Source organism: Nocardioides sp. JCM 18998, from assembly GCF_055391535.1.
This window is the reverse complement of record NZ_AP043886.1, coordinates 3,270,167-3,287,823: the sequence shown is the minus strand read 5'-3', so window position 1 is coordinate 3,287,823 and position 17,657 is coordinate 3,270,167. Positions and strand designations below refer to the sequence as shown.

Below are 17,657 nucleotides of genomic sequence, written 5' to 3'. Positions count from 1 at the left end.
CCGCGCTCAGCTGTGGACCTGGGTCGCGGTGAGCGCGATGTTGTCGAGGTTCGCGGTGGCGTTCTTGTAGGCGTTGTCGCCGGTGGTCGCCGACGCGGGCGCCCCGGTGTCGGGGAACGTCACCGATATCTTGATGGACAGGACGTTGCCGTTGTTCGCCTCGGTGAACTCGTTGCCACCGGTGCCGCTGAGCGCGGGCGCGGCACCGGTGATCGTGCCCACGCTGACGGTGAACGGAGCGATCGCGGCCGGCGCGGAGGCGACGATGGTGCCGCGCATGTGCTCACCGGTCGCCGTCAGCGTCGTCTTGCAGGTCTTGGAGATGACGTCGCCCGGCACCAGCAGCGACGTACCCGGCGTGTAGGTGGCGCCGGGGACCTGCTCGCCAGCGTCGTAGGTCCAGCCCGCGGTGCCGCAGTCCGGTGCGCTGAGCGCGAGGTTCCCCGCGGTGATGGCACCGCCGTTGACGGTGCCGCCGGCGGTCCAGTACGCCAGCGAGCCTGCGCCTCCGAGCAGCAGCACGGCGGCCGCTCCGGCGGCGAGCGCGCCCTTGGTCGACTTCTTCATGGGTGTCTCCTCAGTGGTCGGAGACCCGGCGAAGCCGTCCTACACGAGCTGATCGATCACCGGCCGGCCGAGTCCAGTACCGATGCAACGAGCGAAGGGCCCAGGTGTGACGCAGGTAACGGTCATGAACGCGGATTTTCTTTGCCGGACGACACGAGCGGCCGGGAGGAACCCCTCCCGGCCGCTCGTCATGTGGTGCTCAGGTCACCAGCCACGCTCGGCGAGCCGGTGGGGCTGCGGGATCTCGTCGACGTTGATGCCGACCATCGCCTCGCCGAGGCCGCGCGAGACCTTCGCGATCACGTCGGCGTCGTCGAAGAACGTGGTCGCCTTCACGATCGCCTCGGCGCGCTGTGCCGGGTTGCCGGACTTGAAGATGCCGGAGCCGACGAAGACGCCCTCGGCGCCGAGCTGCATCATCATCGCGGCGTCGGCGGGGGTGGCGATGCCGCCGGCGGTGAACAGCACGACGGGCAGCTTGCCGGTGCGGGCGACCTCCTTGACCAGGTCGTACGGGGCCTGGAGCTCCTTGGCCGCGACGTACAGCTCGTCGTCGGCCAGCACGGTGAGACGGCGGATCTGCTGGCGAAGGGTACGCATGTGGGTGACCGCGTTGGACGCGTCGCCGGTGCCGGCCTCGCCCTTGGAGCGGATCATCGCCGCGCCCTCGGTGATACGGCGCAGCGCCTCGCCCAGGTTGGTCGCACCGCAGACGAACGGGACCGTGAACGCCCACTTGTCGATGTGGTTCTCGTAGTCGACCGGGGTCAGGACCTCGGACTCGTCGATGTAGTCGACGCCGAGGGACTGCAGCACCTGCGCCTCGACGAAGTGGCCGATGCGGGCCTTGGCCATCACCGGGATCGAGACGGCCTCGATGATGCCGTCGATCATGTCGGGGTCGGACATGCGCGAGACGCCGCCCTGTGCGCGGATGTCCGCCGGGACGCGCTCCAGCGCCATCACGGCGACGGCGCCGGCGTCCTCGGCGATCTTCGCCTGCTCGGCGTTGACGACGTCCATGATCACGCCGCCCTTGAGCATCTCGGCCATGCCGCGCTTGACGGGGGTGGTACCGGTTCCGGTGGTGCTATCAGCCATAGCGGCGATCCTAGGGCCGTTTACTTAAGGGGCACCGGCCGGGTCGCACCCGCGGCTCAGGGCTGGGGGTTGCCCTCGGCCATCGCCTGCTGGCGCACCACCCAGATCCGCTGCCCGACGGTGATGGTGGAGGCGAACGCGAGCGCCCACAGCGTGATCCGGGGCAGCCAGATGCCCCAGTCCCAGCCGAGGTCGAGCGCGATGCCGCCGAGGCCGGTCATCACCAGGATCGAGACCAGCCGGTCGGACCGCTCGGCGATGCCGACCTTCGCCTGGTAACCGAGGCTCTCCGCGCGCGAGCGGGCGTACGAGGTCACCGACCCCATCGACAGGCAGATGAGCGAGAGCCAGACGTAGAGCCGCTCGTCGCCCGGACCGGAGAAGTAGAGCGCCAGGCCCGCGAAGATCGCCGCGTCGCCGACCCGGTCGAGCGTCGAGTCGAGGAACGCCCCGAACTTGCTCGACGTGCCGGACATGCGCGACATGTGCCCGTCGATCAGGTCGCTGAAGACGAACGCCGTGATGAACAGGACGCCGCCGAGCAGGTGGCCCTGCGGGAAGAACGCGAGCGCACCGACGGCGACACCGAGGGTGCCGATCAGGGTGACGGCGTCAGCGCTGACGCCGAGCCGGAGCAGCAGACGGGCGATGGGCGTGAGGACCTTGGTCCAGAAGGCGCGGAATCTCTCGAGCATGGCGGCAGCAGGCTACCGGTCCCGCGAGGCTCAGGAGGCGGCGACGCACTGAACCGCCGACTGCGGGTCCTCGAGCACCGCCTCGAAGGCGAGCTCGGCCGCCCCGATCAGGGAGGAGTCGCGGCCCAGCTGAGCCGCCAGGACGCCGACGTCGGTCCGCGGGGCCAGGAGGGCGCGCCTGCTGAGGATCTCCTCGGCCCGGGCGCCGACGCTCGGCCACAGCTGGGCGAGCGTGCCGCCGACCACGACGACCTCGGGGTTGAACAGGTTGATCAGCGAGCGCAGCCCGGCACCGGTCCAGCTGCCGACCTCGTCGAGGGCCGCCCGGGCGACCGGGTCACCGGCCTCGGCCGCGGCGATCACCTCGGCGACACCGTCGGGTCCACTGCCCGGCGCGCGTCCGGCGAGGGTGAGGAGCCGGTTCTCGCCGACCTTCAGCTCCCAGCAGCCGACGCCGCCGCAGGAGCACTCCGGTCCCCCGGCGTCGACCTGGAGATGGCCGACCTCGCCGGCGTATCCGCTGGCGCCGGAGAGCAGCTGGCCGTCGACGAGGAAGCCGCCGCCGATGCCGACGCTGACGCCGAGGTAGATGACGTGCTGGCGACCCACCGCGGCACCGCGCAGGTGCTCGGCCATGACCCCGAGGTTGGCGTCGTTGCCGGCGCGTACGGGCCGCCCGAGTCGCTCCGAGAGCAGCTGGGTGAAGGGCTCCCCGTGCCAGCCGAGGTTGGGCGCGAACTGCACCATGCCGTCCTCGGAGCGGACGGCACCCGGAACGGAGGCCGCGATGCCGAGCACGCGAAGGTTCGGACGAGGGACCGCGCCGGCTGACCCGGCGACCAGCTCCTCGGCCATCGCGGCGACGCTCTCCACCACCCGGTGGACGTCGTGCTCACCGCGCTCGTGCTCGCGGACCCGTCGGTCGAGGACCGTGCCGCCGAGACCGACGAGCGCGACCTGGACCCGGTCGACGCCGAGGTCGATCGCGACCACGGCGTTCTCCGGCCTCGGCACCACGAGGTGCGAGGGCCGGCCGCTGCGGGCGCCGCCGGAGGCGGCACCCGCAGCCGAGGACTCGGCGACGAGGCCGAGCTCGATCAGAGCGGTCGTCAGACCGCCGATGGTGCTGCGATTGAGTCCGAGCAGGCGGGTGAGCTCCGCCCGGGTCATCGGCCCTCCGATGTGCACCGCGCGCAGCAGTGCTCGGAGATTGGTACGTCGCAGCTCTTCTGTGCCCGAGACGGTGCCCGAGAGTGCCACCGTTCCGACCATCCGTCCGTTTAGACCCTGCCGGAGGCGTTCGCCCGCCGGCGGCTGATCGCGTCGACGCTGGCCGCGAGCAGCAGCACGCCACCGGTGACCATCCACACGGTGCCCTGGTCCTGGTTGAGCAGGCCCATGCCGTTGTCGATGATCTTGATGACGATGCCGCCGATGAGGGCGTCGATGATCCGGCCCTTGCCACCGAAGAGGCTGGTGCCACCGATGACCGCGGCACCGACGGCGTACAGCAGCGTGGTGCCACCACCGGTGGTCGGGCTGACCGAGTTCGTGCGGCTGGCGATCAGGATGCCGGCGATCGCCGCGATCGTCGAGGCGACCACGAAGCAGGTCAGCTTGATCATCGGGACGTTGATGCCGGCGCGACGCGCGGCCTCGGCGTTGCCGCCCACCGCGTAGACGTGACGGCCCCAGGTCGTACGGGCCAGCGCGAAGCTCAGGATGACGAGCAGGCCGACCATGAGGACCAGCGAGATCGGCAGGCCCTTGATCGACTTCACGTCCGGGTGCGGGCCGCGCTCGCCGGAGAGGAACGCCACCACGCCGATGACGATGACGGTGACGGCACCGGCCTTGAGCGCCCACTGCAGGAACGACTCGGCGGTCAGGCCGGCCGAGCGACGCCGGCGCATGGTGATGTAGGTGCCACCGACGTAGGCCACCACGACCACGATGCCCAGGACCCAGCCCGCCCACACGGCGAGGTTGCCGTTGTTGAGCTTGATGATGAAGTCGTTCTGCAGCGGGATCGTGCCACCGGCGCCGGTCTGCTTGAGCAGCACGCCCTGCAGGCCGAGGTAGGTGGCCAGGGTGACGACGAAGGACGGGATGCCCAGACGGGAGACCAGCAGGCCGATGAACAGACCGATGACGGCACCGGTGATCAGGCCGGCCACGATCGAGGGCGCGGTCGACCAGCCGTGGCGCGAGAGCATGATGCCCGTCGTCGCCGCGGAGACGCCGCCGGTGATGCCGGCGCCGAGGTCGATCTCGCCGAGCAGCAGGATGAAGACCAGGCCCATCGCCAGCACCACGATGCCGGCCGACTGGCCCAGCAGGTTGCCGAGGTTGTAGGCGGTCGGGAAGGTGTCCGGTCGCGCGATCGAGAAGACGATGAACAGTACGATCAGGCCGAGGATGGCCGGCAGCGAGCCGACCTCACCGCTGCGGACGCGGGTGACGTAGGCCGAGGTGATGCCGCGCAGGGTGCTGGGCGACTCGTCCTCGGGGTGCCAGTTCTCGGCCGGGTTCGGGCTGGACTGGGTGTCGGTGGCGGTGCTCATGCCGCTCCCCCGTTCGCGGTGTTCGTACCCTTGGCGGGCAGCTGGCCGGTGGTGATGGCGGTGACGATCTGCTCGCGGGTGTAGTCGGAGGTCTCGACCTGACCGACCATCGCGCCCAGGTAGAGGATCGCGATGTCGTCCGCGACCTCGAAGACGTCGTTGAGGTTGTGGCTGATCAGCACGACGCCCAGACCGCGGTCGGCCAGGCGTCGGACCAGCTTGAGGACCTGCTCGGTCTGGGCGACGCCCAGCGCGGCGGTCGGCTCGTCGAGGATGACGACCTTGGAGTTCCACAGCACCGCGCGGGCGATCGCGACGGTCTGGCGCTGACCACCGGACAGGGCCGAGACGTGGGTACGGACCGACGCCAGCGTGCGCACCGAGAGGCCGTCGAGGGTCTCGCGGGCGCGCCGCTCCATGGTGTCCTCGTCGATGAGGCCACCCTTGGTGATCTCGCGACCGAGGAACATGTTGTGGACCACGTCGAGGTTGTCGCACAGCGCGAGGTCCTGGTAGACGACCTCGATGCCGAGGGCGTTGGAGTCCTTCGGGCCGTGCACCTTCACCGGCGCGCCGTCGAACTCATACTCGCCCTCGTCGAAGGGATGGATGCCGGCGATGCCCTTGATGAGGGTGCTCTTGCCGGCGCCGTTGTCACCGACGAGCGCGGTGACGCGGCCGGGACGGACGTCGAGGTCGACGCCACGCAGAACGTGCACGGCGCCGAAGCTCTTCTGGATGCCGCGCAGCGTGAGCAGCGGCTGGCTGGTCGGCCCGGTGGGGCCCGTACGCTCGGGCGTTTCGACGCTCACGAGTTCTCCTTGCTTGGTGTGCGCTGAAGGTCTCGGACGTTCGGACACCCCGGACGGGTCGAAGGGACCGATCCGGGGTGCCGTCGTCCTCACTGTGGTCCGGCCCACCGGGGCGGACCGGACCACAGGTTAAGGCGACTTACTGAACGCCGTACTTGGTGCAGAGCTTGGCGACGTCGCCGGTGCAGATCTGCGAGGCGTCGGCCTGGCCGTCGGAGACGACCTGCTTCACGGTGTCCTTGGTGACCCAGACCGGGGTGGCCAGGACCGACGGGACGTCGGTGTTCAGCGTGGTGTCCTTGACCGTGCCGGTCACCAGGGCCTTGGCACCCGCGTCGTCACCCTTGATCAGGGCGATCGCCAGGTCCGAGGCGGCCTTGGCCTCGAGCGAGGTGTTCTTGTAGACCGTGCCGGCCTGGTAGCCGCGCAGCACGTTCTGCAGACCCTCGGTGGAGGCGTCCTGACCGGTGGTCAGGATCTTGCCGGCCTGGCCGTTGGCCTTCAGACGGGCGATGACGCCGCCGGACATGGTGTCGTTCGCGACGACCGCGCCGACGATGTCCTTGTGCTCGGTGTACATGCCGTCGAAGACCTCGCCGGCCTTGGTGGCGTCCCACTCACCCGACTGGTTGGCAACGACCTTGTACTGCGGCGCAGCCTTGAGGGCGTCGTCGTAGCCCTGCTTGAACAGCGCGGCGTTGTTGTCGGTCTCGGCACCGTCGACGGTGACGACGTCACCGCTCTTGTGGCCCTGAGCGGTCATCGCGTCGATCAGGCCCTGACCCATCAGGGTGCCGACCTTCACGTTGTCGAAGGAGACGTAGTACGAGGCGCCGCCACCGAGGGTGAGGCGGTCGTAGTCGATGGTCTTGACACCGGCGTCAGCGGCCTTCTTGAGGCACGCTGCACCCGAGTCGGAGTCCAGGTTCGTGATGAGGAGGACCTTGATGCCCTCGCCGATCATGCTGTCGCACAGCTGGCCGAACTTGGCCGTGTCGCCCTGGGCGTTCTGGATGTCAGACTTGAGGCCGGCCGCGTCGAACGCCTTCTGCAGGTTCGGGCGGTCCTGGCTCTCCCAGCGCGGGGAGGTGGTGGCGTCCGGCAGGATCACACCGACGTCGGTGCCACCGCTGGAGCCACCGTCGCCGGCGTTGCTGCTGCTGTTGTTGTCACTGCTGCCACACGCGGCCAGCGCACCAAACGCCAGCACACCCGTCGCGACGAGCGCGCCCAGGCGGGCGGTCTTGCTCGTGTTCATTTCCTCGACCTCCGTTGTCCGAGAACAATGACGTGACTGACGTCACTTGAATTGTTGTCGACCGCAACATAGTCACGTGTGACGGGGCTGACAAGCGACTTCAGGCGCGATCCGCGCGACCGTGACCGAGCCGTTATGAAACCGGCTGTTACGGTCACGATTCGGCCGCTATTCCGAGGCGTTCCGACACGTCCCGCGCAGCGCCGGCATGACGCTGAAGGTCAGGACCAGGCCTCGACGAGCAGCTCGCGGGTGTCTCCGAGGAGCTGCGGGAGGGTCTTCGTGCGACCGATGATCGGCATGAAGTTCTGGTCGCCGACCCAGCGCGGGACCACGTGCTGGTGCAGGTGTGAGGCGATGCCTGCTCCCCCGGCGACACCCTGGTTCATCCCGATGTTGAAGCCGGCCGGGTCCGAGATCCGCTTCAACGTCTCCACCGCGGTCTTGGTGAGCGCCGCCATCTCGGCGGCCTCCTCGACGGTGGTCTCGATGTAGTTGGCGATGTGGCGGTAGGGGCACGCCATCACGTGACCGGGCGCGTACGGATAGAGGTTGAGGACCACGAAGCAGAGCTCGCCGCGGTGAACGGTCAGCCCGTCGGCGTCGTCCATCGCCGGGATCCGGCAGAACGGGCAGGTCTCGGCCGTGGCGTCACCGGGCTTGTTCACCCCGCGGATGTAGGCCATCCGGTACGGCGTCCAGAGCCGCTCCAGCTCGTCGGGTCGGCCGATGCCGTCCTGCACGAGCGTCTCCACGGGGCCGGTCTGCGCTGTGCTCTCGTCAGGGATCACGGAGTGACTGTAGCGACCGCTTCCGAGCCCGCCGTCGGCGCCGGGACCGCGAGCGACGCGGGGTCCAGCATGTCGGTGATCGGCCGGTCGGGGTCCAGGATGATGCCCATCGCCCGGGCATTGCCCTCGATCAGGAACCACGTCGACTGGCTCAGCATCGCGCGCAGCCGCTGCGGGCCGAGCACCCGATCGGGTCGACCGAGCCAGCGGCGGACTGCGCCGAAGACGGCGCCGATCACGCCGTGGACCAGGGCGTCGAGCTCGTCGGCCTCGACGACGGCGTCGGAGCCGAGCGTCGCCAGGATGACGGAGATCAGCTCGCCGATGTGGACGGCGATGTCATCGATCGCCTGCTCCAGCACCCCGGTGCCGTGGTTGCGGTCGACGACGTGGTGCAGGGCCGGGTGCGCGGCGGCCCAGTCGACGTAGGTGCCGACGATCCGGTCGATGGTGTCGGTGATGCTGCCTTCGAGGGTGAGCGCCGGCAGCAGCTCGGACCAGAGCATCGCCACGATGGCGCGCTGGATCGCGACGTCGAGGTCGGCACGCTCGGCGAAGTGACGGTAGACGACGGTCCGGTTGACGCCGGCCTGCTCCGCGATCTGGTGCACGTGGATGTCGGCACCAGGCCCTGCCTCCTCGATCACCTCGAGCGCTGCGGCGACGATGTGGGCGCGCCGTTCCTCGTTGTGGCGCGCCCAGCGGGCCTGACGACCATCGGCCCGGGCCACGGCCGCCGGCGTGGCGCCGGAGCGGTCGTCACCCATGCCCATGCTCCCGATGCGCGCTCATGCTCCGACCCACCGCCGCAGCGGGGCGTGCCGAGCACTGGTGGACCCGGCGGCGATGCGGCGCATCTCGTCCACGTCGACGATCTTGACCCGGGGGCGCCCCGCCGCGGCTCCGCGGCGACGCTCCTCGCGGTCGATCGCCTGCCACCCGGCCAGGTCGACCATGCCGGGCTGGCGGCTGCGGATCACGCCGCGCAGGCCGCTGGTGGTGCCGACCGGTTCGGAGATGATGCCGCTGTCGAGGTCGTCCAGGATCTGATCGGCCGTCTCCTCGGCGTCGGACTTGTTGGTGCCGATGAAGCCGGTCGGCCCGCGCTTGACCCAGCCCGTGACGTAGACGCCGGGCATGACCCGGCCCCGCGTGTTGGGCACGGTGCCGCTGACCGCGTCGTACGGGAGGTCGGCGACGGGGAGGCCGTGGTAGCCGACGGCGCGCAGCAGCATGCCGGCCTCGACGAGCTCGGTCTCCCCCGTCGGCACGGCACAGGCGATGCCCCGCTCGTCGATCTCGAGCCGGTTGCGACCGACCTCGACCGAGCTGACCCGGCCCTCGCCGTGGACGGCGACGGGCGAGGCGTGGAAGCGCAGCACGATGGTGCGCTTGCCCGGGTCCACCGGCCGCGCGGCGAGCTCGCGCAAGAGACGGGCCTTCACGTCGTCGCCGGCGATCGGACCGTGATCGCCGGTGTCGACGACGACATTGATCCCGGTGTGCCCGGCCAGGCCGACCAGCTCGGGCACCGTGAAGGCGGCCTCGCGCGGGCCGCGGCGGCCCAGGATGACGACCTCGCGGACGCTGCTTCGCAGCAGTTCGCCGAAGGGCAGGGTGGCGATGTCGGTCGACTCGAGGCGACGCGGGTCCTCGGCGAGGATCCGGGCGCAGTCGAGGGCGACGTTGCCGTTGCCGACGATGACGACGCGCTCGTGGTGGAGGTCGACGGCGAGATCCTGCTTGTCGGGGTGGCCGTTGTACCAGCCGACGAAGTCGGTGGCCGACAGCGAGCCTGCGTGGTCGTCGCCGGGGATGTCGAGCGGCTTGTCGCTCGCCGCGCCGACCGTGTAGACGACCGCGTGGTAGCGGGCGGTCAGCTCGGCGTGGGAGAGGTCCTTGCCGATCTCGACGCCGAGGAAGTAGCGGAAGCCGGGCTGGCTCTCGATCTGACCGAAGAGCCGCTCGATCTGCTTGGTGTGCTGGTGATCGGGGGCGACGCCGGCTCGGACCAGCCCGTACGGCGTGGGCAGCCGGTCGAAGACGTCCACGCTGATCTCGGGATGCCGGAGGAGCTCGTCGGCGGTGTAGAGACCGGCGGGACCGGCACCGACGACGGCGATCCGGAACGGGCCGTTGCGGACCAGCCGGCGCTGCTCGTGCACCAGTGCCAGCGGCGTGCGATCGGCGTGCGGGAAGGCGGCGAAGTACTCGGTGTTGAGCGCCAGGAACGGCAGCTGCGGCTCGGTCAGGGTGGTGTGCGGAACGATCGCATCGGCCGGGCAGGCGGTCGCACAGGCGCCGCAGTCGACGCAGGCGGCAGCGTCGACGTAGACCATCTCGGCCTCGGCGAATCCGGGCTCGCCGGGGGCCGGGTGGATGCAGTTGACCGGGCAGGCCACGACGCACGAGGCGTCGCTGCAGCAGGACTGGGTGACGACGTGAGGCACGGGAGAACCGTTTCTTGCTCAGGAGCCCGTACGGGCCTCGGGAATGGCGACGCTCGGCAGGACGTGGTGCTCAGGAGGAGGCGGCGGCGACCTCGCTGCGGTGGCGTGAGGGCCGGCCGTCGATCCGCAGCGCCTTCCAGATCAGCCTGGCCGCGCCCCGGCGGATGCCGAGGTTGTCGGCGAGCATCCGGACGTCGCCGAAGAGGTCGCGCAGCAGCTTCGTCGACTCCGGGGAGTCCCACCAGATCTCCTTGGCGACGTGGTCCGGGATGCCCATGTCGGCGCGGGCCTGCTTGCTCGGCACCATGATCACGTCGCACAGCGTGCGCATCACGACCGGGAACAGGTAGGTCAGCAGCTGACGCTTCGCGAAGCCCATCTCCGACCAGTGGTGCTCGAGGTACTGGTGGGCGAAGCCGATGTGGCGCGCCTCCTCGGCGATGTGGATCTGCATGACCCGGTCGATCAGCGGCACGCTGCCGCCGGCGCGCATGATGGACTTCTGCAGGTGGTCGATCGGCTCCTCGCCGCCGAGGATGCCGACGAAGAAGATCTCCGGGAAGATGCCGCCGAAGAGGGTGATCAGCGGGGCCGCGTGGGCGAACCAGCGCGGGGCGCCGGCGACGTTGTCCATGCCGGTCGCCGCGACGAAGCGGTTGACCGACTCCTGGAACATCTGCACGTGGTGGGTCTCCTCGGTGATCTCGTGCATGGCGTAGCGGAACTCGGGGTTGCCGTCCTTCATCGTGATGAGGTGGTGCATCACACCGGCGATGAGGACCTGCTCGAACTGACGCCCGACCTTGGCGATCTGCGCGTAGCGGTAGGCGCCGACCTCGATCTGGCGCTCGCGCGGCAGGGACTTGTACCAGTCGCTGGCACCGATCTCGTCGGCGTCGGTGAGGATCAGCCGCTCGTCCCCCGGGACGATCTGCATGTCCGGGCCGTCCCACGCGATGTCCTTGAACGCCTGGAAGTGCTGCTCGACCGATGCCTCCGAGAGCGTGCGAAGCGTGTCGTAGTAGCCCTGTGTGCCCTGCGGGACGTGCGCCCCGGCGGTCTTCTCCGACTTCACTGCGGTCATGTCGAACCCCTTGTGACGAGATGTGAACCAGACGACATACCGACGGTATATCGAGGACACCATGTCCCACAAGGGTTTCTGCGACAGCGTGTCGCGGACACAATCGCCCGCACATGACACAGGTCCGGCTCGCACCCTGCTGGGTGCGAGCCGGACCTGGAGGGGAACCGTCAGACCTGCTCGTGCGACGCGACGGCGGCGACCACGCGCGCGATCGCCTCGGCGAGCGGCACGCCGTTCTCCTGGCGGCCGTCGCGGTAGCGGAACGAGACCGCGCCGCTCTCCACGTCCTCGCCACCGGCGATGAGCATGAACGGGATCTTCTGCAGCTGCGCGTTGCGGATCTTCTTCTGGAAGCGGTCGCTGGAGTCGTCGACCTCGACCCGGATGCCGGCCTTCTTCAGCTGGGCGGCCACGTCCCAGACGTAGTCGTCGAAGGCGTCCGCGACCGGGATCATCTCGACCTGGACCGGGGCCAGCCACGGCGGCATGGCGCCGGCGTAGTGCTCCACCAGAACGCCGAGGAAGCGCTCGATCGAGCCGAACTTCGCGGAGTGGATCATCACCGGCTGCTGGCGGGAGCCGTCGGCGGCCTGGTACTCCAGCTCGAAGCGGGCCGGCTGGTTGAAGTCGTACTGGACGGTGCCCATCTGCCACGTACGACCGATGGCGTCCTTGGCCTGGACCGAGACCTTCGGACCGTAGAAGGCCGCGCCGCCCGGGTCCGGGACGAGCTCGAGGCCGGTCTCGGCGCACACGTCGGCCAGGACCTTGGTCGCGACCTCCCAGTCCTCGTCCGACCCGATGAACTTGTCCTTCTTCTTGTCATCGCGGGTGGAGAGCTCGAGGTAGAAGTCGTCCAGGCCGAAGTCGCGCAGCACGCTCAGCATGAAGTCGAGCAGGTGCTTGACCTCGGCGGGCGCCTGCTCCTTGGTGCAGTAGGAGTGGCTGTCGTCCTGGGCGAAGCCGCGCACGCGGGTCAGGCCGTGGATGACGCCGGACTTCTCGTAGCGGTAGACCGAGCCGAACTCGAAGAGCCGCACCGGCAGCTCGCGGTAGGAGCGCCCGCGCGAGCTGAAGATGAGGTTGTGCATCGGGCAGTTCATCGCCTTGAGCTGGTAGTTCGAGCCCTCGAACTCCATCGGCGGGAACATCGTGTCCGCGTAGTGCGGCAGGTGGCCCGAGGTGTGGAACAGGCCGTCCTTGCTGATGTGCGGGGTGCCGACGTAGGAGAAGCCCTCCTCGATGTGGCGACGGCGGACGTAGTCCTCCATCTCCCGCTTGATCACGCCGCCCTTGGGGTGGAAGACGGGCAGGCCGGAGCCGATCTCGTCGGGGAAGCTGAAGAGGTCGAGCTCCTTGCCGAGCTTGCGGTGGTCGCGGCGCTCGGCCTCCTCGATGCGGTGGAGGTGAGCGCCCAGTGCTTCCTGGGTCTCCCACGCGGTGCCGTAGATGCGCTGGAGCTGCTTGTTCTTCTCGTCACCGCGCCAGTACGCGGCGGCGGAGCGCATCAGCTTGAAGGCGGGGATCCGCTTGGTGGTCGGCAGGTGGGGGCCGCGGCACAGGTCCTTCCAGGCGACCTCGCCGTTGCGGTTGATGTTGTCGTAGATGGTGAGCTCACCATCGGAACCGCCGCCGACCTCCACCGAAGCCCCCTCGGCGGCGTCCTCGGCGTTGCCGGAGCCCTTGAGACCGATCAGCTCGAGCTTGTACGGCTCGTCCGCCAGCTCGACGCGAGCGTCGTCGTCGGTCGTGACGCGGCGGGAGAACCGCTGGTTCTCCTTGATGATCTTGCGCATCCGGGTCTCGATCTTCTCCAGATCGGCCGGGACGAACGGGGTCTCGACGTCGAAGTCGTAGTAGAAGCCGTCGGCGACCGGCGGTCCGATGCCGAGCTTGGCCTCCGGGAAGAGGTCCTGGACCGCCTGTGCCATCACGTGCGCCGTCGAGTGCCGCAGGATGTCGCGGCCGTCGCGGGAGTCGATGGCCACACCCTCGACCTCGTCGCCGTCGACGAGCTCGTACGAGAGGTCCTTCAGGACGCCCTCGGAGGCCGAGCCGGCCGAGACCCGCGCGGCGACGATCTCGGCCGCGTCGGCGGGCAGGTCGGCGAAGAGCTCCCAGGCCTTCGTGCCGGTCGTGACCGACCGTTCCTCACGACCCTCGGGGGTGAGTACGACGATCTTGATCTCGGACACGGTGATACTCCTGAGTGCTGGGACGGGTGCTTCCGACGGCCACGATGCTATCGGCCCGAGCGGGTCACCTCTGCATCAGTTATGACCCTGCTACGGTATCGAACATGCGTTCGACCACTGCGCGTACGGCCGACGAGGCGGCCCTGCCGCTGGGACTGCCCGCACCGGCACCGCGGGTGCGACGTACGCGCGCCTCCGCCGCCGCGTCGGCGGAGTTCGTGCACCGGCTCGGCAGCGATGCCTTGGCCAGCCACGGCCTGCCCGCGGGCACGATGGTCATCATCGATACCGGGCGGACACCGCAGCGCGGCGACATCGTGTTCGCCCGGATCCGCGGCCGGCTCAAGGTCGGGGTCCTGGGCACCCAGCTGGGCCGCAAGGTGCTGCGCTCGGACGCCGAGTCGTTCTGGATCGACCACACCACCGACGTGTGGGGCGTGGCCACGGCGGCCGATCCCCCGCTGGAGGGGTTCTGACCCCGCACCGCACGACGCCGCGACCGCCACCGGGAGGTGGCGATCGCGGCCGGAGGGATCAGCGCGCGTCGTCCGCGATCAGCTCGGCGGCGATCTCGCCACCGACCCGGATGGCACCGTCGACGTGCTGGAAGCCGAGGCCCGCCACGTCGCTGCTGCCGAACCGGACAGCGCCCATCGGCTCGCGCAGCTTGGCGCCGTAGCGGGTCAGGCTGCCGAGGTCGAAGCTGGTGCCGAAGGCGCCGCCGGTGAGCTCCTGGTGCTGCCAGTCGGACTCGTGGAACACGATCGGCTCGAGGGCCTGCTCGCCGAAGTACGCGGCCGCCGAGGCCAGGATGCGCTGGCGGCGCTCCTCCTCGCTGAGCCGGCCGAGCTCGTCGGCGCTCAGGCCGGCGATGAAGCCGACCAGGAAGCCGCGCTCGTCGCCCTCGGGGGTGTTGTCGTAGATCTCGTGGACCGGCAGGTACGGCGCGAAGCCCGTGCCGGACAGTCCCTGCTCGCGCCAGAACGGGGTGGAGTAGACCAGCTGGACTTTGATGACCAGCCCGAAGGACTGGTGCTCGCGGGCCATCCGGTGCTCGGTGGGCATCTCGGGGGTGAAGCGGATCCGGCGCTGCACGGTCGGCGGCACCGCGACGACGACCCGGCGTGCCGCGTAGACGCGCTCCTCGGCGCCGGAGCCGACGTGCACGACGGCGCCGTCCTCGCGCCACTCGATGCTGGTCACGTCTGCCCCGAGCCGGATCCGCTCGCCCAGCAGCCCGGTCAGCCGCTCCGCGAGGGTACGCGGCACGCTGGCCAGTCCGCCCACGACGCGACGGTCGAGGATGAAGTCGGCGTCGACCAGGTTGCTGAACGAGCCGGCGCTGGCCGCCATCAGCAGCGCCTGGAGCGCGGAGAACGAGTGCGACGGCTTGGTCAGCATCGCGGGCCCGAGGTAGAGCGCGATGTTGTCACGCGCCTCCTCGTCGTCGCACTGCCCGTGCAGCCAGGCGTCGAACGAGACGCTGTCGAGGTAGGCGGCGTCCGGGTGCGCCCAGGGACGGTCGGGGTCGATCTCGGCCACGAGTCCGTCGAGCGTCTTGGTGAGCTGTCCGATGGCGGCGTTCGTCGCCTCGGAGACCGGCAGGTCCTCGGTGAACCGGCGCACGTCGCCGCGGCGGTCGACGTACACGGACTCGCCGGCCCGATACCGCTCGAACGTCTCCAGGCCGAGCTCGTCGATCAGGCCGAGCAGGGCGGTCTGGTCCGGGGAGACCCACTGCCCGCCGACCTCGAACTCGACCGCGTCGCCGTGGTCGTCGTGGGTCTCGTTGCGCAGGCGACCGCCGATCCGGTCGCGGGCCTCGAGGACGAGGACGTCGCGGCCGGCCCCGGCCAGGCGGTAGGCGGCGGTCAGGCCGGTCACGCCGGCGCCGACCACGATCACGTCATGGGTGGTGTTCATCAGGATCTGTCCCTTCCGGGGAGGTGGTTGCGGCCGAGGCACGTGCCGAACGGCCGGGAGATGCGGGCCGTTCAGGCGGAGACGGAGACGGGCTGGTCCGGCCGGCTGTCGGCGGCGCCCGCCACCGGCTCGTCGGCCGGGTCGAACACGATGAAGCGGTCGTGCGGGCGGCGGGCGAGGTAGAAGACGTAGTAGGCCATCGCGGCGACGAGGATCGCGGCGGTGATCAGCAGGTCGGAGGTCGAGGAGCCGAAGACGGCGTAGCCGACGGCGACGATCACCAGCAGCGGCGCCAGGGGGAACAGCGGCATCTTCCAGCTCGCCACCGTCGACGGCAGGCGACGGCCCCAGATCGAGGCGACGGCGATGACGACGTACATCACGGCGAGCACGATGGAGGTGATCCCGAGCAGCGACTCCACGTTGACCGCGTAGGCCAGGACAGCGCCGGGGACGCCGACCGCGAGGGTGGCGATCCACGGGGTGTTGAAGCGGGGGTGGAGCCGGGTCAGGAACTCGTTGGCGGCGGCGGGCCAGCACTTGTCGCGGGCCGAGGCGAAGACGACGCGACCGTTCTGCAGGACCATCACGATGACGGCGTTGAGGATGGCGATCGCGATGGCGACGTTGATCGCCACGCCGAGGTCGTGGCCACCCCACTCGTGCACGAACTCGGAGAAGTTGCCGGTCGCGAGGTCGCTCACGTTGCCGACGGCCAGCACCGTGGTGATGGTGGGCACCAGGATGACGAGGGAGCCCAGGCCCAGCGAGCCGAAGATGACGCGGGCGACGTTGCGGCGCGGGTCGTGCAGCTCCTCGGCGAGGTAGGCGGCGGTGTTGAAGCCGCTGACCACGAACGTGCCTACGGCGAGGCCGGAGACGAGCATCGCCATCGTGAACGGCTCCAGGCCGTGCGGGCCGGCCACGTGCGGGTGCACCAGCTCGCCCGGACCGCGCTGGACGTGCAGCAGCCCGAGGATCGTCACGACGATGGCGGCGACGACCTCCAGGCCGAGGAAGATCGCGGTGACGAACGCGTTGGACTTCACGTCCAGGATGGCGGTCGCGGTCGAGATCAGCATCACCACGGCGCCGGTGGCTGCGCGCGGCAGGTCGATCAGGTCGCTGAGGTAGTCGGCGGTGCCGAGCGCGATGATCGGCGGGATGATCCACAGCCCGATGCCGGCCAGGGCGAAGGTCAGCCAGCCGGCGGCCTTGCCGAGGGTCTGGGTGACCATCGCGTACTCGCCGCCGGAGCTGGCGGTGCGGGTGCCGAGCTCGGCGTAGCAGGCGCAGACGGCGAGCGAGACCAGGATCCCGGCGACGATGGTGAGCACCGCTCCGCTGCCCTGCGAGGCGAGCACCTCGGGAACGATGATGAACAGGCTGGAGGCGGGCGTGATGCACGACAGCACCAGCAGCACCGCAGCCCCGGGACCGAGCACCCGGGCGAGCTGGCGCTCTGCCTCACGCGGCGCGATGGCCTCGTCGGCGGAGAGAATGACGGGTTCGGTCATCGACCGGCCTCCTGGGGTGCGACGCGTGTTTGAACGACGTTCAAACATTTGAACAGCATTCAAAGTGACTCAGGTCACCGCTAATGTCAACCCCGCAGCACGAAATCCGTTGGAAAAAGAAGGGGCCCTCGTGTCAACGACCCGCCACAACCGTCGCCTGGACCGCCCGCGGGAGCAGGTCATGTCGGCCGCGCTCGAGATGGTCGCGGAGCAGGGGCTCGGCAAGCTGACGATGGCGTCCCTGGCGGCGCGGATCGGCACCAGCGGGGGCCACCTGCTCTACTACTTCAAGACCCGCGACGGGCTGCTGCTCGAGACCCTGCGGTGGAGCGAGGCCGACTACGCGGCGCAGCGCACGCCGGTGCTCGCGGCCGCGACCGGCGCCGATGCGGTGGTGGACTTCGCCGACGTCTATCTCGCGATCGACGAGAAGGACCCTCGCTGGCAGCTGTGGCTGGAGCTGTGGGCGCGCGCGCCCTTCCACCCCGAGCTGGCCGAGGCGCAGCGCGAGATCGACGCGGCCTGGCACACCGACCTGGTCCGGCTGCTCGCCGAGGCGCTGCCCGCCGGCGCCGACCACGAGGGCGTGTCGGAGCGGCTCCGGGCGATGTGGGACGGCTTCAGCGTCGGCATCGTCACCGGCGGCGGGCGGGAGCTGCGCTCGGCGGCGCTCCAGCACACCCGCGCCCTGCTGTGA

Annotated in this window: 16 protein-coding genes; 2 read left to right on the top strand and 14 right to left on the bottom strand. The window is 69.9% G+C overall.

What is annotated here, in order from left to right; all coding sequences use genetic code 11:
• Window positions 1–6: 6 nt before the first annotated feature.
• The 12 genes from ACZ5L9_RS15490 to thrS all read right to left on the bottom strand — a co-directional run bounded on the left by ACZ5L9_RS15490 (window position 7) and on the right by thrS (window position 13,520).
• Window positions 7–567 (bottom strand): alternate-type signal peptide domain-containing protein, encoded by a 561-nt coding sequence (locus ACZ5L9_RS15490; protein WP_464529105.1) that lies wholly within the window; start codon window positions 565–567, stop codon window positions 7–9.
• A gap of 204 nt (window positions 568–771) precedes the next feature.
• On the bottom strand, window positions 772–1,668 hold the full coding sequence (gene pdxS, locus ACZ5L9_RS15485) for a pyridoxal 5'-phosphate synthase lyase subunit PdxS (protein WP_464529103.1): 897 nt from the start codon (window positions 1,666–1,668) through the stop codon (window positions 772–774).
• A 56-nt stretch (window positions 1,669–1,724) separates the two neighbouring features.
• The gene (pgsA, locus tag ACZ5L9_RS15480; RefSeq protein ID WP_464529101.1) at window positions 1,725–2,363 is read right to left on the bottom strand and encodes a phosphatidylinositol phosphate synthase; all 639 of its coding nucleotides are present in this window, start codon (window positions 2,361–2,363) and stop codon (window positions 1,725–1,727) included.
• A gap of 30 nt (window positions 2,364–2,393) precedes the next feature.
• The gene (locus tag ACZ5L9_RS15475) at window positions 2,394–3,533 is read right to left on the bottom strand and encodes an ROK family protein (protein WP_464529099.1); all 1,140 of its coding nucleotides are present in this window, start codon (window positions 3,531–3,533) and stop codon (window positions 2,394–2,396) included.
• 110 nt (window positions 3,534–3,643) lie between these two features.
• Entirely contained in the window at window positions 3,644–4,927 is a 1,284-nt protein-coding gene (locus ACZ5L9_RS15470) for a sugar ABC transporter permease (protein WP_464529097.1), read from the bottom strand.
• Entirely contained in the window at window positions 4,924–5,739 is an 816-nt protein-coding gene (locus tag ACZ5L9_RS15465) for an ATP-binding cassette domain-containing protein (RefSeq protein WP_464529095.1), read from the bottom strand. The genes ACZ5L9_RS15470 and ACZ5L9_RS15465 overlap by 4 nt, the downstream gene beginning before the upstream one ends.
• A 139-nt stretch (window positions 5,740–5,878) precedes the next feature.
• On the bottom strand, window positions 5,879–6,997 hold the full coding sequence (locus ACZ5L9_RS15460; protein ID WP_464529093.1) for a sugar ABC transporter substrate-binding protein: 1,119 nt from the start codon (window positions 6,995–6,997) through the stop codon (window positions 5,879–5,881).
• 221 nt (window positions 6,998–7,218) lie between these two features.
• Entirely contained in the window at window positions 7,219–7,785 is a 567-nt protein-coding gene (locus tag ACZ5L9_RS15455; RefSeq protein ID WP_464536873.1) for an HIT family protein, read from the bottom strand.
• Window positions 7,785–8,555: a TetR/AcrR family transcriptional regulator gene (locus tag ACZ5L9_RS15450; protein WP_464529091.1), complete on the bottom strand. Its 771-nt coding sequence runs from the start codon at window positions 8,553–8,555 to the stop codon at window positions 7,785–7,787. The genes ACZ5L9_RS15455 and ACZ5L9_RS15450 overlap by 1 nt, the downstream gene beginning before the upstream one ends.
• A gap of 21 nt (window positions 8,556–8,576) precedes the next feature.
• Window positions 8,577–10,238 (bottom strand): FAD-dependent oxidoreductase, encoded by a 1,662-nt coding sequence (locus tag ACZ5L9_RS15445; RefSeq protein WP_464529089.1) that lies wholly within the window; start codon window positions 10,236–10,238, stop codon window positions 8,577–8,579.
• A 70-nt stretch (window positions 10,239–10,308) separates the two neighbouring features.
• Complete coding sequence (locus ACZ5L9_RS15440; RefSeq protein WP_464529087.1) at window positions 10,309–11,322, bottom strand: AurF N-oxygenase family protein; 1,014 nt, start codon at window positions 11,320–11,322, stop codon at window positions 10,309–10,311.
• A 170-nt stretch (window positions 11,323–11,492) separates the two neighbouring features.
• Window positions 11,493–13,520, bottom strand: coding sequence for a threonine--tRNA ligase (thrS, locus tag ACZ5L9_RS15435; RefSeq protein WP_464529085.1), 2,028 nt, complete (start codon window positions 13,518–13,520; stop codon window positions 11,493–11,495).
• Between the two features lie 104 nt (window positions 13,521–13,624).
• On the opposite strand from thrS, the gene ACZ5L9_RS15430 reads away from it, so the two are divergent.
• On the top strand, window positions 13,625–13,996 hold the full coding sequence (locus ACZ5L9_RS15430; protein WP_464529083.1) for a S24/S26 family peptidase: 372 nt from the start codon (window positions 13,625–13,627) through the stop codon (window positions 13,994–13,996).
• 58 nt (window positions 13,997–14,054) lie between these two features.
• Here ACZ5L9_RS15430 and ACZ5L9_RS15425 read toward each other — a convergent pair whose 3' ends face one another.
• Together ACZ5L9_RS15425 and ACZ5L9_RS15420 are read right to left on the bottom strand one after the other, a co-directional pair.
• Entirely contained in the window at window positions 14,055–15,443 is a 1,389-nt protein-coding gene (locus ACZ5L9_RS15425) for a flavin monoamine oxidase family protein (RefSeq protein ID WP_464529081.1), read from the bottom strand.
• A 71-nt stretch (window positions 15,444–15,514) separates the two neighbouring features.
• On the bottom strand, window positions 15,515–16,960 hold the full coding sequence (locus ACZ5L9_RS15420; protein ID WP_464529079.1) for an APC family permease: 1,446 nt from the start codon (window positions 16,958–16,960) through the stop codon (window positions 15,515–15,517).
• A 130-nt stretch (window positions 16,961–17,090) separates the two neighbouring features.
• On the opposite strand from ACZ5L9_RS15420, the gene ACZ5L9_RS15415 reads away from it, so the two are divergent.
• On the top strand, window positions 17,091–17,657 hold the full coding sequence (locus ACZ5L9_RS15415) for a TetR/AcrR family transcriptional regulator (protein WP_464529076.1): 567 nt from the start codon (window positions 17,091–17,093) through the stop codon (window positions 17,655–17,657).

Bases quoted from the DNA above. Each gene is read 5' to 3' on its own strand.
- ACZ5L9_RS15460 (WP_464529093.1), bottom strand. From the start codon at position 6,997: ATGAACACGAGCAAGACCGCCCGCCTGGGCGCGCTCGTCGCGACGGGT.
- pgsA (WP_464529101.1), bottom strand. From the start codon at position 2,363: ATGCTCGAGAGATTCCGCGCCTTCTGGACCAAGGTCCTCACGCCCATC.
- ACZ5L9_RS15450 (WP_464529091.1), bottom strand. From the start codon at position 8,555: ATGGGTGACGACCGCTCCGGCGCCACGCCGGCGGCCGTGGCCCGGGCC.
- ACZ5L9_RS15430 (WP_464529083.1), top strand. From the start codon at position 13,625: ATGCGTTCGACCACTGCGCGTACGGCCGACGAGGCGGCCCTGCCGCTG.
- pdxS (WP_464529103.1), bottom strand. From the start codon at position 1,668: ATGGCTGATAGCACCACCGGAACCGGTACCACCCCCGTCAAGCGCGGC.
- ACZ5L9_RS15440 (WP_464529087.1), bottom strand. From the start codon at position 11,322: ATGACCGCAGTGAAGTCGGAGAAGACCGCCGGGGCGCACGTCCCGCAG.
- ACZ5L9_RS15425 (WP_464529081.1), bottom strand. From the start codon at position 15,443: ATGAACACCACCCATGACGTGATCGTGGTCGGCGCCGGCGTGACCGGC.
- ACZ5L9_RS15490 (WP_464529105.1), bottom strand. From the start codon at position 567: ATGAAGAAGTCGACCAAGGGCGCGCTCGCCGCCGGAGCGGCCGCCGTG.
- ACZ5L9_RS15470 (WP_464529097.1), bottom strand. From the start codon at position 4,927: ATGAGCACCGCCACCGACACCCAGTCCAGCCCGAACCCGGCCGAGAAC.
- ACZ5L9_RS15475 (WP_464529099.1), bottom strand. From the start codon at position 3,533: ATGACCCGGGCGGAGCTCACCCGCCTGCTCGGACTCAATCGCAGCACC.
- ACZ5L9_RS15420 (WP_464529079.1), bottom strand. From the start codon at position 16,960: ATGACCGAACCCGTCATTCTCTCCGCCGACGAGGCCATCGCGCCGCGT.